Source organism: Tardiphaga sp. 866_E4_N1_4 (assembly GCF_052076075.1).
GTDB lineage: Bacteria > Pseudomonadota > Alphaproteobacteria > Rhizobiales > Xanthobacteraceae > Tardiphaga > Tardiphaga robiniae.
This window is the reverse complement of sequence record NZ_CP197242.1, coordinates 763,135-777,795: the sequence shown is the minus strand read 5'-3', so window position 1 is coordinate 777,795 and position 14,661 is coordinate 763,135. Positions and strand designations below refer to the sequence as shown.

Below are 14,661 nucleotides of genomic sequence, written 5' to 3'. Positions count from 1 at the left end.
TGACATGTCCGTATCCGTGAATCCCATCGTCTCGGTTGCCGGCCTCAACAAATGGTTCGGCGATTTCCACGTGCTGCGCGACATCGATCTTGCGGTCGGCCGCAGCGAGCGCATCGTGATCTGCGGGCCGTCGGGCTCGGGCAAATCGACGCTGATCCGCTGCATCAATGCGCTGGAGGAGTTTCAGGAAGGCCGCATCACGGTCGACGGCATCGAACTCGGTCCCAACCTGCGCCGCGTCGACGATATCAGGCGTGATGTCGGGATGGTGTTCCAGAGCTTCAACCTGTTTCCGCATCTGACGGTGCTTGAGAACTGCACGTTGGCGCCGATCTGGGTACGGCATATGCCGAAGAAGGACGCCGATGCTGCGGCGATGAAGTATCTGGAGCGGGTGCGCATTCCAGACAAGGCCAATGCCTATCCCGGTCAGCTCTCCGGCGGCCAGCAGCAGCGTGTGGCGATCGCCCGGGCGCTGACGATGACGCCGAAGGTGATGCTGTTCGACGAGCCGACATCGGCGCTGGACCCGGAAATGGTCAAGGAAGTGCTCGACACCATGGTCGATCTTGCCGGCGAGGGCATGACCATGCTTGTGGTCACGCACGAGATGGGCTTTGCCAGGGAAGTCGCCAGCCGCGTCGTATTCATGGATGCCGGGCAAATCATCGAGGCGAATACACCGGACAAGTTCTTCGCCAATCCGCAGCATGCGCGGACGAAGCTGTTTCTGAGCCAGATTCTCCGCTGAGGCTTTGCCTCAGACTTTCTCGAACGGCACCGAGATATTGTTCTTCGTCTCCAGCCATGCCGGCACCGGCAGGTTCTTGCTGCGCATGAAGTCGGGATTGAACAGCTTCGACTGATAGCGGCCGCCGGAGTCGCAGAGAAGGGTGACGATGGTCTTGCCTGGGCCCAAGTCCTTCGCGAGACGGATCGCGCCGGCGATGTTAATTCCGGTCGAGCCGCCGAGACAGAGGCCTTCGTGCTGGAGCAGGTCGTAGATGACGGCGACGGCTTCCTCGTCAGGGATCAAGAAGGCGGTATCGACCTTCGCGGTCTCGATGACCGGCGTCACGCGGCCAATCCCGATGCCTTCCGTGATGGAATCGCCGGGCGTGGACTTGGCTTCGCCATGCTTGAACCAGTTATACATCGCAAAGCCATTTGGATCGGCGCAGGCCGTAACAATGTTGTTGTTCTTTTCCTTCAGGTAGCGGGTCGTGCCGGCTAGCGTGCCGCCGGTACCGACTGCCGAAATGAAGCCGTCCACCTTGCCGGCAGTCTGCTCCCAGATCTCGGGGCCCGTCGATTCATAATGGGCTTTGGCATTGTCGAGATTGTTCCACTGGTCGGCAAACAGAACGCCGTTCGGTTCGGTCTTGCGCAGCTGATCTGCGAGCCGTCGTCCGACATGTTGATAGTTGTTCGGATTGGCGAACGGCAGCGCGGGCACTTCGATCAGCTCGGCGCCGTTGAGCCGCAGCATATCTTTCTTTTCCTGGCTCTGCGTCTCCGGGATCACGATCAGCGTGCGATAGCCGCGCGCGCTCGCCACCACGGCGAGACCGATACCGGTATTGCCCGCAGTCGACTCGACAATGAGACCGCCGGGCTTCAGATCGCCGCGCTTCTCGGCTTCAAGGATCATCCATTTGCCCGCGCGGTCCTTCACCGACTGGCCGGGATTCATGAATTCGGCCTTGCCGAGAATGGTGCAGCCGGTCAGTTCGGATGCGCGCTTCAGCTTGATCAGAGGCGTGTTGCCGATCGCCTCGACGACGTCTTTGTTGAAGGTCATGGTGCTGAAATTCTTCGCTCGGGTTGTCGATCTCGCGGCGACCCTAGTGGAGGCCGCCGGGCCAGACAAGGGAAGGGTCTGGCCTCAAGATCTGGTGCCGCAGTGCGGAAAGTCCAGAGCGCGGACTATGGGGCTTTTGCGAATACGACCTGGCGAACGTCGATATTCCCCGACAGGAAACCGGCCTCGCAATAGGCCAGGTAGTATTCCCAGAGCCGCCGGAACCGGTCGTCGAAACCGAGCGGCGTCAGGCTTGGCCAGGCCGCGCGGAAACTATCTCTCCAGGTCGCCAGCGTCTTAGCATAATCCAGTCCGAATATGCGTTCCTTGATGACAGGAACGCCGTATCTGGCCCCGAGGGATTTCAGGATTTCCGGCGACGGCAGCATGCCGCCGGGAAAGACGTAGCGCTGAATGAAGTCGACCTCGCGCCGATAGGTCTGGAAGAACTTGTCTTGGATCGTGATGGCCTGGATACCGATCAATCCGCCGGGCAGCAGCCGGTCGCGCAATTGTGAGAAATACTGCGGCCAGAACTGTTCGCCGACGGCCTCGATCATCTCGATCGAAGCGATGCGGTCATACTGTCCACGTTCGTCGCGATAGTCCTGAAACTTGATCTCGACCTTGTCGCCAAGGCCCGCGTCCTGCATCCGCTTACGTGCGAAATCGCGCTGCTCGGTCGAGATGGTGAGACCGGTGACATGCGCGCCGTAGTTTTTCGCGGCATATTCGGCAAAGCCACCCCAGCCGCAGCCGATCTCCAACACCTTCTGGCCGGGCTTCAGATCGATTGCTTCTGCAAGCCGGCGATATTTGTTGTTTTGCGCGGCCGTGAGATCCTGCGTACCGTCTTCGAAAATCGCGGACGAATAGGTCATGCTCGGATCGAGCCACGCAGAATAGAACGCGTTGCCGATGTCGTAGTGCGCGTAGATGTTCTTGCGAGCTTGCCGCTTGGTGTTGCGATTGAACCAGTGACGAACGATCTGCACGAAGCGCATCAGCGGATTGTTGCCGAGCATCACCTGAATGAGATCGTGATTGACGCAGAACAGATAAAGGAATTGCGTGAGATCCGGCGTGTCCCATTCGCGGTGTAGATAGGCTTCCGCGATGCCGATATCGCCGCCATTCACAAGACGCGACGCGAACGCATAGCTGGTGATCGTCATCTCTGCGGCGGGACCAGGTTCCATGCCGCCGAGGCGGACACGCCGGCCATCGGGGAGTGTCACATCAAGTGTACCGCGGCGCAGACGTGAGCCGAAGCCCAATGCCAGCCGGACGATGCGCGGCAGATCGGGCAGCGCCTTGTCGACATTTTCCGGAGTGAGAACGATCAAGTCAGACATGCGCAGATCCAGGGGAGTTCGTGGTTCTGTGTTCGCATTCAAGTCGCATGGATAGATGTGGCCGCCGTTCTTTTGTCGGACAGGACCGCCCTTGTGCGTTGCAAAATCCGATCAACGCGCGGGCGATTTTACGGGAGTATAAGCGCGGCTTTGTTTGCTCGCCAAGCCGGTATTTCTCGCATGGCTTGCTTCACGCGACACCAGGCGTATGCACCCTTGATCCAATAACCAGTCCATGCGTCGCAGAACCTGGTGCGGTGCTCGCCCTGAATCTGGTCGAGGCGCTTTCGCGCCGCGAGCGCCCTGGCGTCATCGTCGGCAATGCCCTGCAAACGGTTCATCCAGGTCACGGTTGGCATCCCCAGCGGTTTTCAAAATGGCGCCGACGGCGCAGGTGAACGCAATCCGGATGTCAGCAACAAATGAACACATGAAATCTTCGTAAGCCTGACCTGCCGGCGCTTCTGTGAGGGACCAAAAAACCCCACAAAATCGGGAGAATCTGTGCAAATCCACTCATTTGCGGGCATCCAGCATTCGTGTCGCTTGCACGTTGCGATACGTAAGAACACTGTCCGCAGGATGATTGGGCCGCTAGAATGCGGGCTCGCTTCATTGACCAGCATCACCCGGTGAACGTGTCTCAGGCTGCATACTCCAACGCCCCGAATCTCGGCGCAAAGCGCGCGCGGCGGAGCCTTGTCCGGATGTTCGTGCGGTGAATCTCGTGTTCGCGAAAAAGATTGGGCGTTCGGTCGTCGCCTTTGCCGTTGCTGCCAGTTCGGCAGGCTGCATTTTGACCAAGGATCTGCCTGATCCGGCCCTCGATATTCCCGAGGGCTATAAGGCGGCACGGCTGGCCAATCCGAACGGCGCCACGCCGACACTGGACTGGTGGCGCGGCTTTCGCTCCAGGGAACTGACGCAGCTGATGGAGGAGGCCCAGACGGTCAACCTCGATATCGCTGCGGCAACATCGCGAATCATGCAGGCCGATGCGCAGGCACGAATCACCGGCGCAGCGCTGCTGCCCAGCGTGAGCGGCGGCGGGCAGGAGACCTATTCGCGGACCTCGGGCTCAAGCTCTAGCGGCCTAACCAATGGCGGCCGCGAGGTGGTGACCTATTCTGCCTCGCTCTCGGCCAGCTATGAGATCGACTTCTGGGGCAAGAACCGCGACGCGGCGCTGGCTGCGGAAGAAACCTCGACGGCCAATCGCTTTGACCGCGACGTGGTGGCGCTAACCACTATGGCGGCTGTCGCCAATGCCTATTTCCAGGTGCTGACCTCGCAGGACCGCATTCGCACAGCGGAGCGCAACATCGCCAGCGCGCAGCGTATCCTTGATGCGATCAAACAGCGCTTCAGTGCCGGCACCGGCACCGATCTCGATGTCGCGCAGCAGGAAAGCGTGCTGGCCAATCAGCGCGCTGCGGTGCCGCCGCTGCGGACCACGCTGGCGCAGAACGTCAATGCGCTCGCGACGCTAGTGTCCCGCCCCCCTGAAAGCGTGCGCGTGGCCGGCGGGTCGCTGAACAATATCGCAGCCCCGCGCGTCACGCCCGGCCTGCCGTCAGAGCTGTTAACCCAGCGGCCGGATATCCGCCGGCAGGAGGCGCAATTGGCCTCGGCCACGGCCAATGTCGGCAGCGCCCGGGCGCAGTTCTTTCCGAGTATCCAGTTGACCGGCTCGGGCGGTTATCAGAGCGCAGCGCTGGCCTCGCTGTTCCAACCCAATGCCGCCTTCTTCAGCCTCGTCGGGGGCCTGACACAGCCGATCTTCGATGGCGGGCGCATCCAGGGCAATTTCGAGCTGACCCAGGCACGGCAGGACGAGCTCCTGCAGACCTATCGCAAGACGGTCGTGCAGTCCTTTGCCGACGTGGACAACGCGCTGGTCGCGATTCGCCAGACCACCGAGCGGCTGCGGCTGCAGCGTGAGGTGGTCCGGGCGTCCCGGCGGGCCTTCGAGCTGTCCGAGCAGCAATTGCGCGCCGGAACCGCTGACATCGTAACTGTGCTAAACACCCAGCTGACGCTGTTCCAGGCGGAAGATGTCCTGTCGCAGGCGCAACTGGCGCGACTGCAGGCGATCATCAGCCTCTATCAGGCGCTGGGGGGCGGCTGGGAGCCGAAAATGGAAAGACCGGTCAATGCTCTTTAAGCCGGAGTTGAAAGAGGCCGCGAAAGCGACGGGCGATGGTGTCGCCAAGGTCGCCGGCAAGGCGCGCCGACGCACGGTGTCGATCGCCGTGACGCTGCTGATCCTCGGCGGGCTCGGCTATATCGGCTGGAACGCCTTCCAGCAGCGTCAGACCGCCAATCGCGGCGGTTTCCGGCCGGACATGATGACGGTGCCGGTGCTCGCGGCGACGCCGAAGATCCAGGACGTGCCGGTCTATCTCGATGGCGTCGGCTCGGTGAAGGCCTTGAACAACGTCACCGTGCGCGCGCAGGTCGACGGCAAACTGATCAAGGTCAATTTCAAGGAAGGCCAGGACGTCAAGGCCGGCGATGTTCTCGGTGAGATTGACCCGGTGCTCTACAAGGCGCTGTACGATCAGGCTGTCGCCAAGAAGGCGCAGGACGAGGCGACGCTGGCCAATGCGCGGCTCGACCTGATCCGCTACCAGCAGCTTGCAACGTCAAACGCCGGTTCCAAGCAGCAGGCCGACACCCAGAAGTCTCTCGTTGCCCAGCAGGAGGCGCTGGTGAATGCCGATCAGGCGGCCATCGACAATGCTGCCGCGACGCTGAGCTACACCAAGATCATCGCACCGCTCTCTGGCCGTGCCGGCCTGCGTCAGGTCGACCAGGGCAACATCATCCACGCCTCCGACACCACGGGCCTCGTGGTGATCACGCAGCTGCAGCCCATCGCTGTGCTGTTCAGCCTGCCGCAGCAGCAGATCGTCCGCGCCAATGCCGCTGCTACCAAGGGCACGCTGATGGTCGACGTGTTCGGCAATGATGGCGTCACCGTCATCGACACCGGTACGCTCACCGGCATCGACAATCAGGTCGATACCACCACGGGCACCGTGAAGCTGAAGGCCGAATTCCCGAACCCGAATTATCAGCTCTGGCCCGGTCAGTTCGTCAATGTGCGGCTGAAAGTCGAGACCCTGAAGGATGCGATGGTGGTGCCGACCTCGGCCGTACAACGCGGTCCCGCCGGTACGTTCAGTTACGTGATCGAGGAGGGCGACATCGTCAAGGCGGTGCCGGTCACCGTGACGCAGCAGAACGAGACCACGGCCGTCATCGCCAAGGGCCTGTCGGCGACCGAGCGTGTTGTCACCACGGGTTTTGCCAATCTCGCAGAAGGATCGAAGGTGTCTGTCGGCACCAACGATCAGGAGCCGACCGCCGACTTGGCACCCCGCAAGCGTGGCGGGGGCAAGGGCAATGATGCTGGCGAGCGTCGTGGCAAGCGCGGCCAGAATTCAGGTGGTGCGGGTGGCCAGGGCAATCCGCAGGCACCGATTGGCCAGACGCCGCCCCCAGCCAGCCCGAGCGCTGCGCCATCGGGAGCGAAGTAGCCATGATGTTCGCACGATCGATCGCTTGAGTTGATGATTTCGATACAAGAGAGCGCACAGTCATGAGCGTCTCGGAACCCTTCATCCGCCGGCCCATCGCGACGTCGCTGCTCGGCATCGCGTTGTTGATCGGTGGCGCGCTTGGCTACTTCGGGCTTCCGGTATCGGCGCTGCCGCAGGTCGATTTCCCGACCGTGCAGGTCTCGACGCAATTGCCGGGCGCGAGCCCCGAAGTGACAGCGTCGCTGATCACCGCGCCTCTGGAACGTCAGCTCGGACAGATTCCGTCACTGTCATCGATGACCTCGACGAGCTCGTTCGGCGTCAGCCAGATCTCGCTGCAATTCGATCTCAACCGCGATATCGATGGCGCGACCCAGGACGTGCAGGCGGCTATCAATGCTGCCGCCGGCGTGCTGCCGAAGAACCTGCCATACCCGCCGGTCTATGCGAAGGTCAATCCGGCCGACGCGCCGGTGATGACATTGGCGTTGACCTCGGACACCATCTCGCTGCGATCGATGAGCGACCTGTCCGACACATTGCTGGCGCAGCGGCTCAGCCAGATTTCGGGTGTCGGCAAGGTTGCCGTGCTTGGCGGCTTGAAGCCGGCGGTGCGTGTGCAGGCGGATCTGGCGCGGCTCGCTGCCTATGGCATCGCGATGGAAGACCTCCGTACGGCGATTGCCGGTGCCAATGTATCGGGGCCCAAGGGCTCGCTCGATGGCGCGCAGCAAGCTTACACCATTGCCGCGAACGACCAGATTGCGGCAGCGGATCAGTATCGGCCGATCATTATCGCTTATCGCAACGGATCCCCTGTCACCATCGGCGACATCGCCCAGATTGTCGACGGCCTGGAAAACGACCGCACGGGCGGTTGGTATCAAGGCACGCCCGCCGTCATTATCGAGATCCAGCGTCAGCCCGGTGCAAATGTCATCGAGGTCGTCCGTCAGATACGCGAGGAAATTCCGAAGGTGCAGCGCTCGATGCCGGCCGGTGTAAAGCTGACCATCGTGAGCGACCGCACCGTGACCATTCGCGCCTCGGTCCATGACGTGCAATTCACGCTGGTGCTGTCCGTCATCCTCGTGACGCTGGTGGTGCTGCTGTTCCTGCGGTCGCTGCGTGCAACGCTGATTGCCGGTGTGGCGCTGCCGCTGTCGCTGATCACGTCCTTCGGCGTGATGTATTTTGCCGGCTTCAGCCTCGACAATCTCAGCCTGATGGCGCTGACCATCGGCACCGGTTTCGTGGTCGACGACGCCATCGTGATGATCGAGAACATCGTCCGTCACATGGATGATGGCGAGAGCCCGATGGAAGCGGCGCTGGCGGGAGCGAAGGAAATCGGCTTCACGGTGATCTCGCTGACGGTGTCACTGATCGCGGTGTTTATCCCGCTGCTATTCATGTCCGGCCTCGTAGGCCGCATGTTCCGCGAATTCGCGATGACGCTGACCATCGCCGTAGTCATGTCCGCCGTGGTCTCGCTGACGTTGACGCCGATGATGTGCTCGCGGATGCTGAAACACACCAAGGATGAATGGCAGGTGCCCGGCTTGGGCGCCGTCAGCCGCTTCATCGACCGTATGGTGGCATTCTATCACCGCACGCTGTTGTGGGTGTTGCAGCATCAGCCGGCGACGCTGGTCGTCACGTTCCTGACCATCGTTGCAACGCTGGGTCTCTATGTCATTGCCCCCAAGGGCTTCTTGCCGCTGCAAGACACCGCCTCGATCACGGCCGTGACGGAGGCTGGCGCCGATGTGTCCTTCACGGAGATGCAGAGCCGGCAGAACGCGGCGGCGGCAGCGATCCAGGCCGATCCGGATGTGACAGGAATCATCTCGGTGATCGGCGGCGGCTCGGTCAATCCAACCACCAATGTCGGCCGGCTGGTGATGACCCTGAAGCCGCGCGGCGAGCGCAAGGATGACATGAACGCCGTGATCGCGCGGCTCAAGGATCGCGTCGCGGCGATCCCGGGCATGACCGTGTATTTCCAGCCGGTGCAGGATATCCAGATCAGCACGCAGGCGAGCCGTTCGCAGTATCAATATACGCTGACCGGGACTGATGCGGCGCAGGTGACCGAGTGGTCGCAGAAACTGGTTGCTGAATTGCGCCGCGATCCGATGTTCCGGGACGTCTCCTCGGAAGCCCAGACAGGCGGATTGCGGGCCTCGCTCGATATCAACCGGCAGCGCGCCGGTCAGCTCGGCGTCAATCTGCAGGGCGTCACCGACACGCTGAATGACGCCTTCGCGCAGCGCCAGATTTCGACCATCTACGGACAGGCCAATCAGTACCGCGTTGTGCTGGAGGCATTGCCGTCACAGCAGCGCGATCCCGACGTGCTGTCGAAACTGTATCTGCCCGGTGTGGCCGGCGCGCAGGTGCCGCTGTCTGCCGTAGCCACACTGACGCGTACCACGGCGCCACTGGCGATCTCGCATCAGGCGCAATTCCCCGCGATCTCGCTCAGCTTCAACCTCGGGCCTAACGAGGCGCTCGGCGATGCGGTCGACGAAGTAAAGAAGATCGAGACCCGGATCGGCATGCCGACCAGCATTGTTGGGATGTTCTCCGGCGATGCTGCGGAATTCTCCAAGTCGCTGTCAGGGCAGCCCTGGCTGATCCTCGCGGCGCTGGTGACGATCTATATTGTGCTCGGTGTGCTCTATGAGAGCTACATTCATCCGATCACGATTCTCTCGACGCTGCCATCGGCTGGCGTCGGTGCGATCCTGGCCCTGATGCTGACCGGACAGGACCTGTCCGTCATTGGCCTGATCGGCATCATCCTCTTGATGGGCATCGTCAAGAAGAACGCGATCATGATGATCGACTTCGCGCTGGATGCGGAGCGCAATCGCGGCATGGCACCGGAAGCGGCGATCGTCGAAGCCTGTCTACTGCGGTTCCGGCCCATCATGATGACGACGCTGGCGGCGCTGTTCGGCGCATTGCCGCTGGCGATCGAAAGCGGCACCGGCGCAGAGTTGCGCTTCCCGCTCGGTGTGTCGATCATTGGCGGTCTGCTGCTCAGCCAGATCCTGACGCTCTACACCACGCCGGTGATCTATCTGGCGCTGGATCGCATCAATCGCCGGTTCGAGAAGAGTGCACCGCCCGTTGCGGGTGCAGCCGGAACGGCGGGAGCAGGGGGGCCGCCCTAGTGGCTTCCATCTCCATCTCAGCGCCATTCATCATGCGGCCGGTCGGCACTACGCTGCTGGCGATCGGACTGTTTCTTCTCGGCGTCGTCGCCTATCACTTCCTGCCGGTCGCCGCGACACCCAATGTCGACTTCCCGATGATCCGCGTACAGGCGTCGCGTCCGGGCGCCGATCCGTCGATCATGGCGGCGACCGTTGCTGCACCCCTGGAACGACGTCTGGGCATCATCGCCGGCCTCGATCAGATCACCTCGACGAGCTCGCTGGGCTCGACCAGCATCCAGCTGCAATTCGCCATCGGCCGCGATGTCGATCGCGCCGCGCGTGACGTGCAGGCCGCGATCAATGCGTCGATGGCGGATCTGCCGACCGATCTTCCGACACTGCCTACGTTCCGCAAGGCCAACCCGTCAGCCGCACCTGTCTTCATTCTCGCTTTGACGTCGCCAACCATGTCGGCCTCCGCGATCTACGACGTCGCCGACACCGTGATCGTACAGCGGCTGTCGCAGGTGCCGGGGGTCGGCGAAGTCACTGCCAGCGGCGCCGACCAGCCCGCGGTGCGCATCCAGCTCAATCCGGTCGCGCTGTCGAATGCCGGGATTGCCACCGACGACGTGCGCACCGCCATCGTCAATGCCAATCCACTTGGCCCAGTCGGCATCTTCCAGGGATCGCGGCAGAGCGAGACGATCTCGATGAATCCGCAGATGCGCACGGCGGAAGAGTTTCGCGAGATCATCGTCAAGAGTTCGAACGGCAATTATCTGCGGCTGTCTGATGTCGCCGATGTTCAGGATGCGACGCGCAACAGCCGCTCGGTTGCCTGGTTCAACAAGCAGCCGGCGGTACTGATCCAGATCACCAAACAGGGCGACGCCAACGTCATCGACACCGTCGATCGCGTAAAGGCGCTGATCCCCGATCTGAAACAATGGATTCCTGCCGGGATCGAGATTTCGGTTCTGACCGACCGCACGGGTACCATTCGCGCCTCGGTCGAGGACATGGAGTGGACGCTGTTTGCCACGGCCGTACTGGTGATGGCCGTGGTGTTCCTGTTCCTGCGTCGTGGCACCCCCACCATCGCGGCCGGCGTCTCGGTGCCGCTGGCGCTGGCGGGTACCTGCGTCGGCATGTGGCTGGCCGGCTTCTCGATCAACAACCTGTCACTAATGGCGCTGGCGATCTCTGTCGGCTTTGTGGTCGATGACGCCATCGTCATGATCGAGAACATGTACCGCAATCTCGAAGAGGGCATGGCGCCGATGCAGGCGGCGCTCGCAGGCGCCAGGCAGATCGGCTTCACGGTGCTGTCGATCAGCCTGTCGCTGATCGCCGCCTTCATCCCGCTGATCTTCATGGATGGTCTGGTCGGCCGATTGCTGCGCGAATTCTCGTTGACGCTGACATTCTCGATTGTCGTCTCGACGCTGGTTTCACTGACGGTGACACCGATGATCTGCGCGCAATATATCAAGAGCGGTCTGTCAAGCACCGAGACCCGTTTCGACCGTATCGTCGAAGGCACGCTGTCACGCGTCGTGGCGTTCTATGAACGCACGCTGCATGTGGTGCTGGGTTTTCCACTCCTGACGCTGTTGGTGTTCTTCGCCACCATCGCGCTGACGGTCACACTCTACATCAAGACGCCGAAAGGTTTTTTCCCGAACGACGACAGCGGCTTCGTGATCGGTGCAACGCGCGCATCGGCCGATGTCTCGTTTCAGGCGATGCTCGGATTGCAGCAGCATATGGCTGATCTCGTGCTGAGCGATCCCGGCGTGGCCAGTATCGGTTCGTCGCTTGGCGGCACTGGCGGCCCGGGCGGCGGCGGCGCCAACCGGGGCACCATGTTTATCGCCTTGAAACCACCAGAGGAGCGCAACGGAGCGTCGACCGAAGACGTCATCAACCGGTTGCGTCCGAAGCTCAGCGCGGTCCCGGGTATTCGTCTCTTCATGTTTGCTGCGCAGGATCTGCGTGCAGGGGGGCGCCAGAGCGACTCCAACTACCAATACACGCTGACCTCGACCAATCTCGACCTCCTGCAGAAGTGGGCGCCGCTGGTCGGCAAGCGGCTGGAGAGCGTCGAGGGCATCACCGATGTGTCGAGCGACCGCGATCCCGGCGGATTACAATTGACGCTGACCATCGACCGCAAGATGGCATCGAGCCTCGGCGTCAAAGTGCAGGATATCGACAACGCTTTGAACAACGCGTTCTCGCAGCGACAGATCTCGACGATCTACACCCAGCGCAACCAGTATAAGGTGGTGCTGGAAATCGATCCAAAATTCCAGAACGATCCGTCCGACCTCGATCGCATCTATGTCGCGGGCCTGAATGGGGCGCAGGTGCCGCTGTCGGCGGTTGTGCGCATGTCGCGCACGTTGTCCGCGCTGGCGGTGTTCCACTCGCAGGGATTCCCGTCGACGACGGTGTCGTTCAACACGCTGCCCGGCGTGCAGCTCGACGCCGTAACCGGCAACATCCAGCGCGCGGTCGACGAACTGCATATGCCCGAAGGAATCCGGGGAGGATTCGACGGCAATGCCGGTGACTTCAGCAAAACGACGGGGCGGCAGCCACTACTGATCCTGGGCGCGCTCATCGCGATGTATATCGTGCTGGGCGTGCTCTATGAGAGCCTGGTGCATCCTCTGACCATCATCTCGACGCTGCCCTCGGCAGGACTCGGCGCGTTGCTGGCGTTGCAGATCACCAACACGCCGCTGACCGTGATCGCCTTCGTCGGCATCATTCTCCTCATCGGTATCGTCAAGAAGAACGGAATCATGATGGTCGACTTCGCCATCGAGGCGGAGCGGCATCGTGGATTGTCGCCCGCCGAGGCGATCTTCGAGGCCTGCACCGTGCGCTTCCGCCCGATCCTGATGACCTCGCTGGCGGCGGTATTCGCGGCGATCCCGCTGGTCATCGCGACCGGGCCGGGCACCGAGCTGCGCCGCCCGCTGGGGATCACCATCATTGGCGGGCTATTCGTCTCGCAAGTGTTGACGCTCTACACCACGCCGGTGATCTATCTCCTGATCGACCGGCTGCGTAACCGCTTCCGCCCGGCGCCGCTGCCTGCGCCTGCCGAATAGCAAAAATCCGGGCGTCACGGCGGTTGAAGCCTCGGGCGGCGCGGCGTATAGCGGGCAATGTCCAAGAAATCAGATCTGCAAGCCGCTGAGGTCGCTGAAGCGATCCCGGAATGTCCGCATTGCCACAAGCCGATGCCGCTGTGCATCTGCGACAGCATTACGCCCATCGACAACAAGATCGAGCTCCTGATCCTGCAGCATCCGCAGGAGCAGGACAGGGCGCTGGGCACCGCTCGCGTCGCGGCGCTTCATTTCAAGAAGGCCACGGTCAAGATCGGCCTGTCCTGGCCGAGCCTCGCCAAGGCGCTGGGCAAGCCGGTCGCCGATCCCGCCCGCTGGGCGATCCTCTACCTTGGCTCCGCCAAGGTCACCGATTACGAGACCGATCGCGACATCCTGGCCATCGATCGCAAGGGTCAGGCTGAGGAAAACCAGCGCGCACTGCTCAAGGACATCCAGGGCATCGTGCTGCTCGACGGCACCTGGAGCCAGGCCAAGGCGCTGTGGTGGCGCAATGCCTGGATGCTGAAATGCCAACGCGTGATCCTCGGACCGGCCAAACCGTCGCTTTACGGCAAGCTGCGCCGCGAACCGCGCAAGGACGGCCTGTCGACCATCGAAGCCGCGGGGATGTTGCTGGCCAGCCTCGAACGGAAGCCGGAGATCGAGACCACGCTGAACGAGGCTTTCGAGCGGATGCTGGCGAAATATCGCGAAGCCCAGACCGTCATGCCGGAATTGGCGCCCAAGCCAAAACCCAAGCGCGACTGGCGGCGCAAGAAGCACGCCTGATCGCGTTCGGTTTTGATTGATTTCGGGGCCTATCGGCTGCCGGGCGGAGGACCGACCCCAGCTTCACGCTCGTCAATCGATGACGACGGCCTGACGAGCGACGGAAACGGATTGCGGAACAGTCCGCCGCGAGCTTCTTCCACGACGGGTGCGGGAGGCGGTGCCGGGGCTGCAGCCTGCGGCGGCACCACTGGAACCGGCAGCTTCTCGCACTTCAGGGAGTAGACCAACTGGCCGTCGGCGGTCCGGCCGATCGGCGCGCAGGGATCGGTGCGGGCCGGAACGGGCGGTTTGGCCTGGGCCCAGCCTGGCGAGGTCATCAGCAACGTTGCGATCAAGACCCGGATGTTCATCGTGCCCCCCTAGGGTTGGCAGGATGCTACGATCAATACTCCAATCTTGCCAAGCGAAGTGTTGCAGCGCACCACTCATAGCAGTCGCGCCCCGATCGCGGGTCCGGCAGGCTAAGTTATTGATTGGATTGATGGAGGCCACGTCGGGAATCGAACCCGAATAAACGGTTTTGCAGACCGGCGCGTAACCATTCCGCCACATGGCCCCATAGCGGGTTAGTTACAGACCGTTCGCCATTTAGGCAATGCCCGGCTGAAATCTTTCATGGGGTCCGACATACCGACAAAAGATCAGCAGGAGGCCTGCCAGCCATCCGGAAACGGAATCAGCGGCCAGGGGCCGTCATTGTCGTTCGCAGCGGTCGGAATCGGGGCGAAGAACATTTCCTGGCTGCGCAGATCGTCCCGCACATCGGCCTCGATTTCGGCCCGGACTGTCTCCAGCAGATAGTCAAATTCGGCTTCGCTCATCTTTTAGCTCCCTGTCTTGAGAGCAATCTGACGCAAAGCCTTTGTTGGGCTG

Annotated in this window: 11 protein-coding genes and 1 tRNA gene; 6 read left to right on the top strand and 6 right to left on the bottom strand. The window is 62.1% G+C overall.

Annotation, left to right across the window (positions count from 1 at the left end):
* Window positions 1-4: 4 nt before the first annotated feature.
* Window positions 5-751, top strand: a complete 747-nt coding sequence (locus AB8B20_RS03940; protein WP_120289657.1) for an amino acid ABC transporter ATP-binding protein — start codon at window positions 5-7, stop codon at window positions 749-751.
* Window positions 752-760: 9 nt separating this feature from the next.
* On the opposite strand, the gene AB8B20_RS03935 is transcribed toward AB8B20_RS03940, so the two are convergent.
* The 3 genes from AB8B20_RS03935 to AB8B20_RS03925 form a co-directional block, all read right to left on the bottom strand.
* Window positions 761-1,801: a cysteine synthase A gene (locus tag AB8B20_RS03935; RefSeq protein ID WP_309949045.1), complete on the bottom strand. Its 1,041-nt coding sequence runs from the start codon at window positions 1,799-1,801 to the stop codon at window positions 761-763.
* 125 nt (window positions 1,802-1,926) lie between these two features.
* Window positions 1,927-3,156, bottom strand: a complete 1,230-nt coding sequence (locus tag AB8B20_RS03930; protein ID WP_093758543.1) for an SAM-dependent methyltransferase — start codon at window positions 3,154-3,156, stop codon at window positions 1,927-1,929.
* Window positions 3,157-3,284: 128 nt separating this feature from the next.
* Window positions 3,285-3,506: a hypothetical protein gene (locus tag AB8B20_RS03925; protein ID WP_184516712.1), complete on the bottom strand. Its 222-nt coding sequence runs from the start codon at window positions 3,504-3,506 to the stop codon at window positions 3,285-3,287.
* A 368-nt stretch (window positions 3,507-3,874) separates the two neighbouring features.
* On the opposite strand from AB8B20_RS03925, the gene AB8B20_RS03920 reads away from it, so the two are divergent.
* From AB8B20_RS03920 to AB8B20_RS03900, 5 genes are all read left to right on the top strand, one after another.
* On the top strand, window positions 3,875-5,320 hold the full coding sequence (locus tag AB8B20_RS03920; RefSeq protein ID WP_175368993.1) for an efflux transporter outer membrane subunit: 1,446 nt from the start codon (window positions 3,875-3,877) through the stop codon (window positions 5,318-5,320).
* Complete coding sequence (locus tag AB8B20_RS03915) at window positions 5,310-6,698, top strand: efflux RND transporter periplasmic adaptor subunit (RefSeq protein ID WP_439071750.1); 1,389 nt, start codon at window positions 5,310-5,312, stop codon at window positions 6,696-6,698. The genes AB8B20_RS03920 and AB8B20_RS03915 overlap by 11 nt, the downstream gene beginning before the upstream one ends.
* Window positions 6,699-6,760: 62 nt before the next feature.
* Window positions 6,761-9,883, top strand: a complete 3,123-nt coding sequence (locus AB8B20_RS03910) for an efflux RND transporter permease subunit (protein ID WP_439071749.1) — start codon at window positions 6,761-6,763, stop codon at window positions 9,881-9,883.
* 32 nt (window positions 9,884-9,915) lie between these two features.
* Complete coding sequence (locus tag AB8B20_RS03905) at window positions 9,916-12,993, top strand: efflux RND transporter permease subunit (RefSeq protein WP_305801706.1); 3,078 nt, start codon at window positions 9,916-9,918, stop codon at window positions 12,991-12,993.
* Window positions 12,994-13,050: 57 nt separating this feature from the next.
* Window positions 13,051-13,785 carry a tRNA-uridine aminocarboxypropyltransferase gene (locus AB8B20_RS03900; RefSeq protein ID WP_175368996.1) on the top strand — a complete coding sequence of 245 codons (735 nt, stop codon included), beginning with the start codon at window positions 13,051-13,053 and terminating at the stop codon, window positions 13,783-13,785.
* A gap of 29 nt (window positions 13,786-13,814) precedes the next feature.
* Here AB8B20_RS03900 and AB8B20_RS03895 read toward each other — a convergent pair whose 3' ends face one another.
* From AB8B20_RS03895 to AB8B20_RS03885, 3 genes are all read right to left on the bottom strand, one after another.
* The gene (locus AB8B20_RS03895) at window positions 13,815-14,138 is read right to left on the bottom strand and encodes a hypothetical protein (RefSeq protein ID WP_439071748.1); all 324 of its coding nucleotides are present in this window, start codon (window positions 14,136-14,138) and stop codon (window positions 13,815-13,817) included.
* Window positions 14,139-14,270: 132 nt separating this feature from the next.
* Window positions 14,271-14,344 (bottom strand) — tRNA-Cys (locus AB8B20_RS03890).
* Between the two features lie 85 nt (window positions 14,345-14,429).
* On the bottom strand, window positions 14,430-14,609 hold the full coding sequence (locus tag AB8B20_RS03885) for a hypothetical protein (RefSeq protein ID WP_068736432.1): 180 nt from the start codon (window positions 14,607-14,609) through the stop codon (window positions 14,430-14,432).
* Window positions 14,610-14,661: the final 52 nt, after the last annotated feature.

Excerpts from the sequence above, each read along its gene's own strand:
- AB8B20_RS03940 (WP_120289657.1), top strand. The coding sequence starts at position 5 with ATGTCCGTATCCGTGAATCCCATCGTCTCGGTTGCCGGCCTCAACAAA.
- AB8B20_RS03935 (WP_309949045.1), bottom strand. The coding sequence starts at position 1,801 with ATGACCTTCAACAAAGACGTCGTCGAGGCGATCGGCAACACGCCTCTG.
- AB8B20_RS03930 (WP_093758543.1), bottom strand. The coding sequence starts at position 3,156 with ATGTCTGACTTGATCGTTCTCACTCCGGAAAATGTCGACAAGGCGCTG.
- AB8B20_RS03915 (WP_439071750.1), top strand. The coding sequence starts at position 5,310 with ATGCTCTTTAAGCCGGAGTTGAAAGAGGCCGCGAAAGCGACGGGCGAT.
- AB8B20_RS03910 (WP_439071749.1), top strand. The coding sequence starts at position 6,761 with ATGAGCGTCTCGGAACCCTTCATCCGCCGGCCCATCGCGACGTCGCTG.
- AB8B20_RS03905 (WP_305801706.1), top strand. The coding sequence starts at position 9,916 with ATGCGGCCGGTCGGCACTACGCTGCTGGCGATCGGACTGTTTCTTCTC.
- AB8B20_RS03900 (WP_175368996.1), top strand. The coding sequence starts at position 13,051 with ATGTCCAAGAAATCAGATCTGCAAGCCGCTGAGGTCGCTGAAGCGATC.
- AB8B20_RS03895 (WP_439071748.1), bottom strand. The coding sequence starts at position 14,138 with ATGAACATCCGGGTCTTGATCGCAACGTTGCTGATGACCTCGCCAGGC.
- AB8B20_RS03885 (WP_068736432.1), bottom strand. The coding sequence starts at position 14,609 with ATGAGCGAAGCCGAATTTGACTATCTGCTGGAGACAGTCCGGGCCGAA.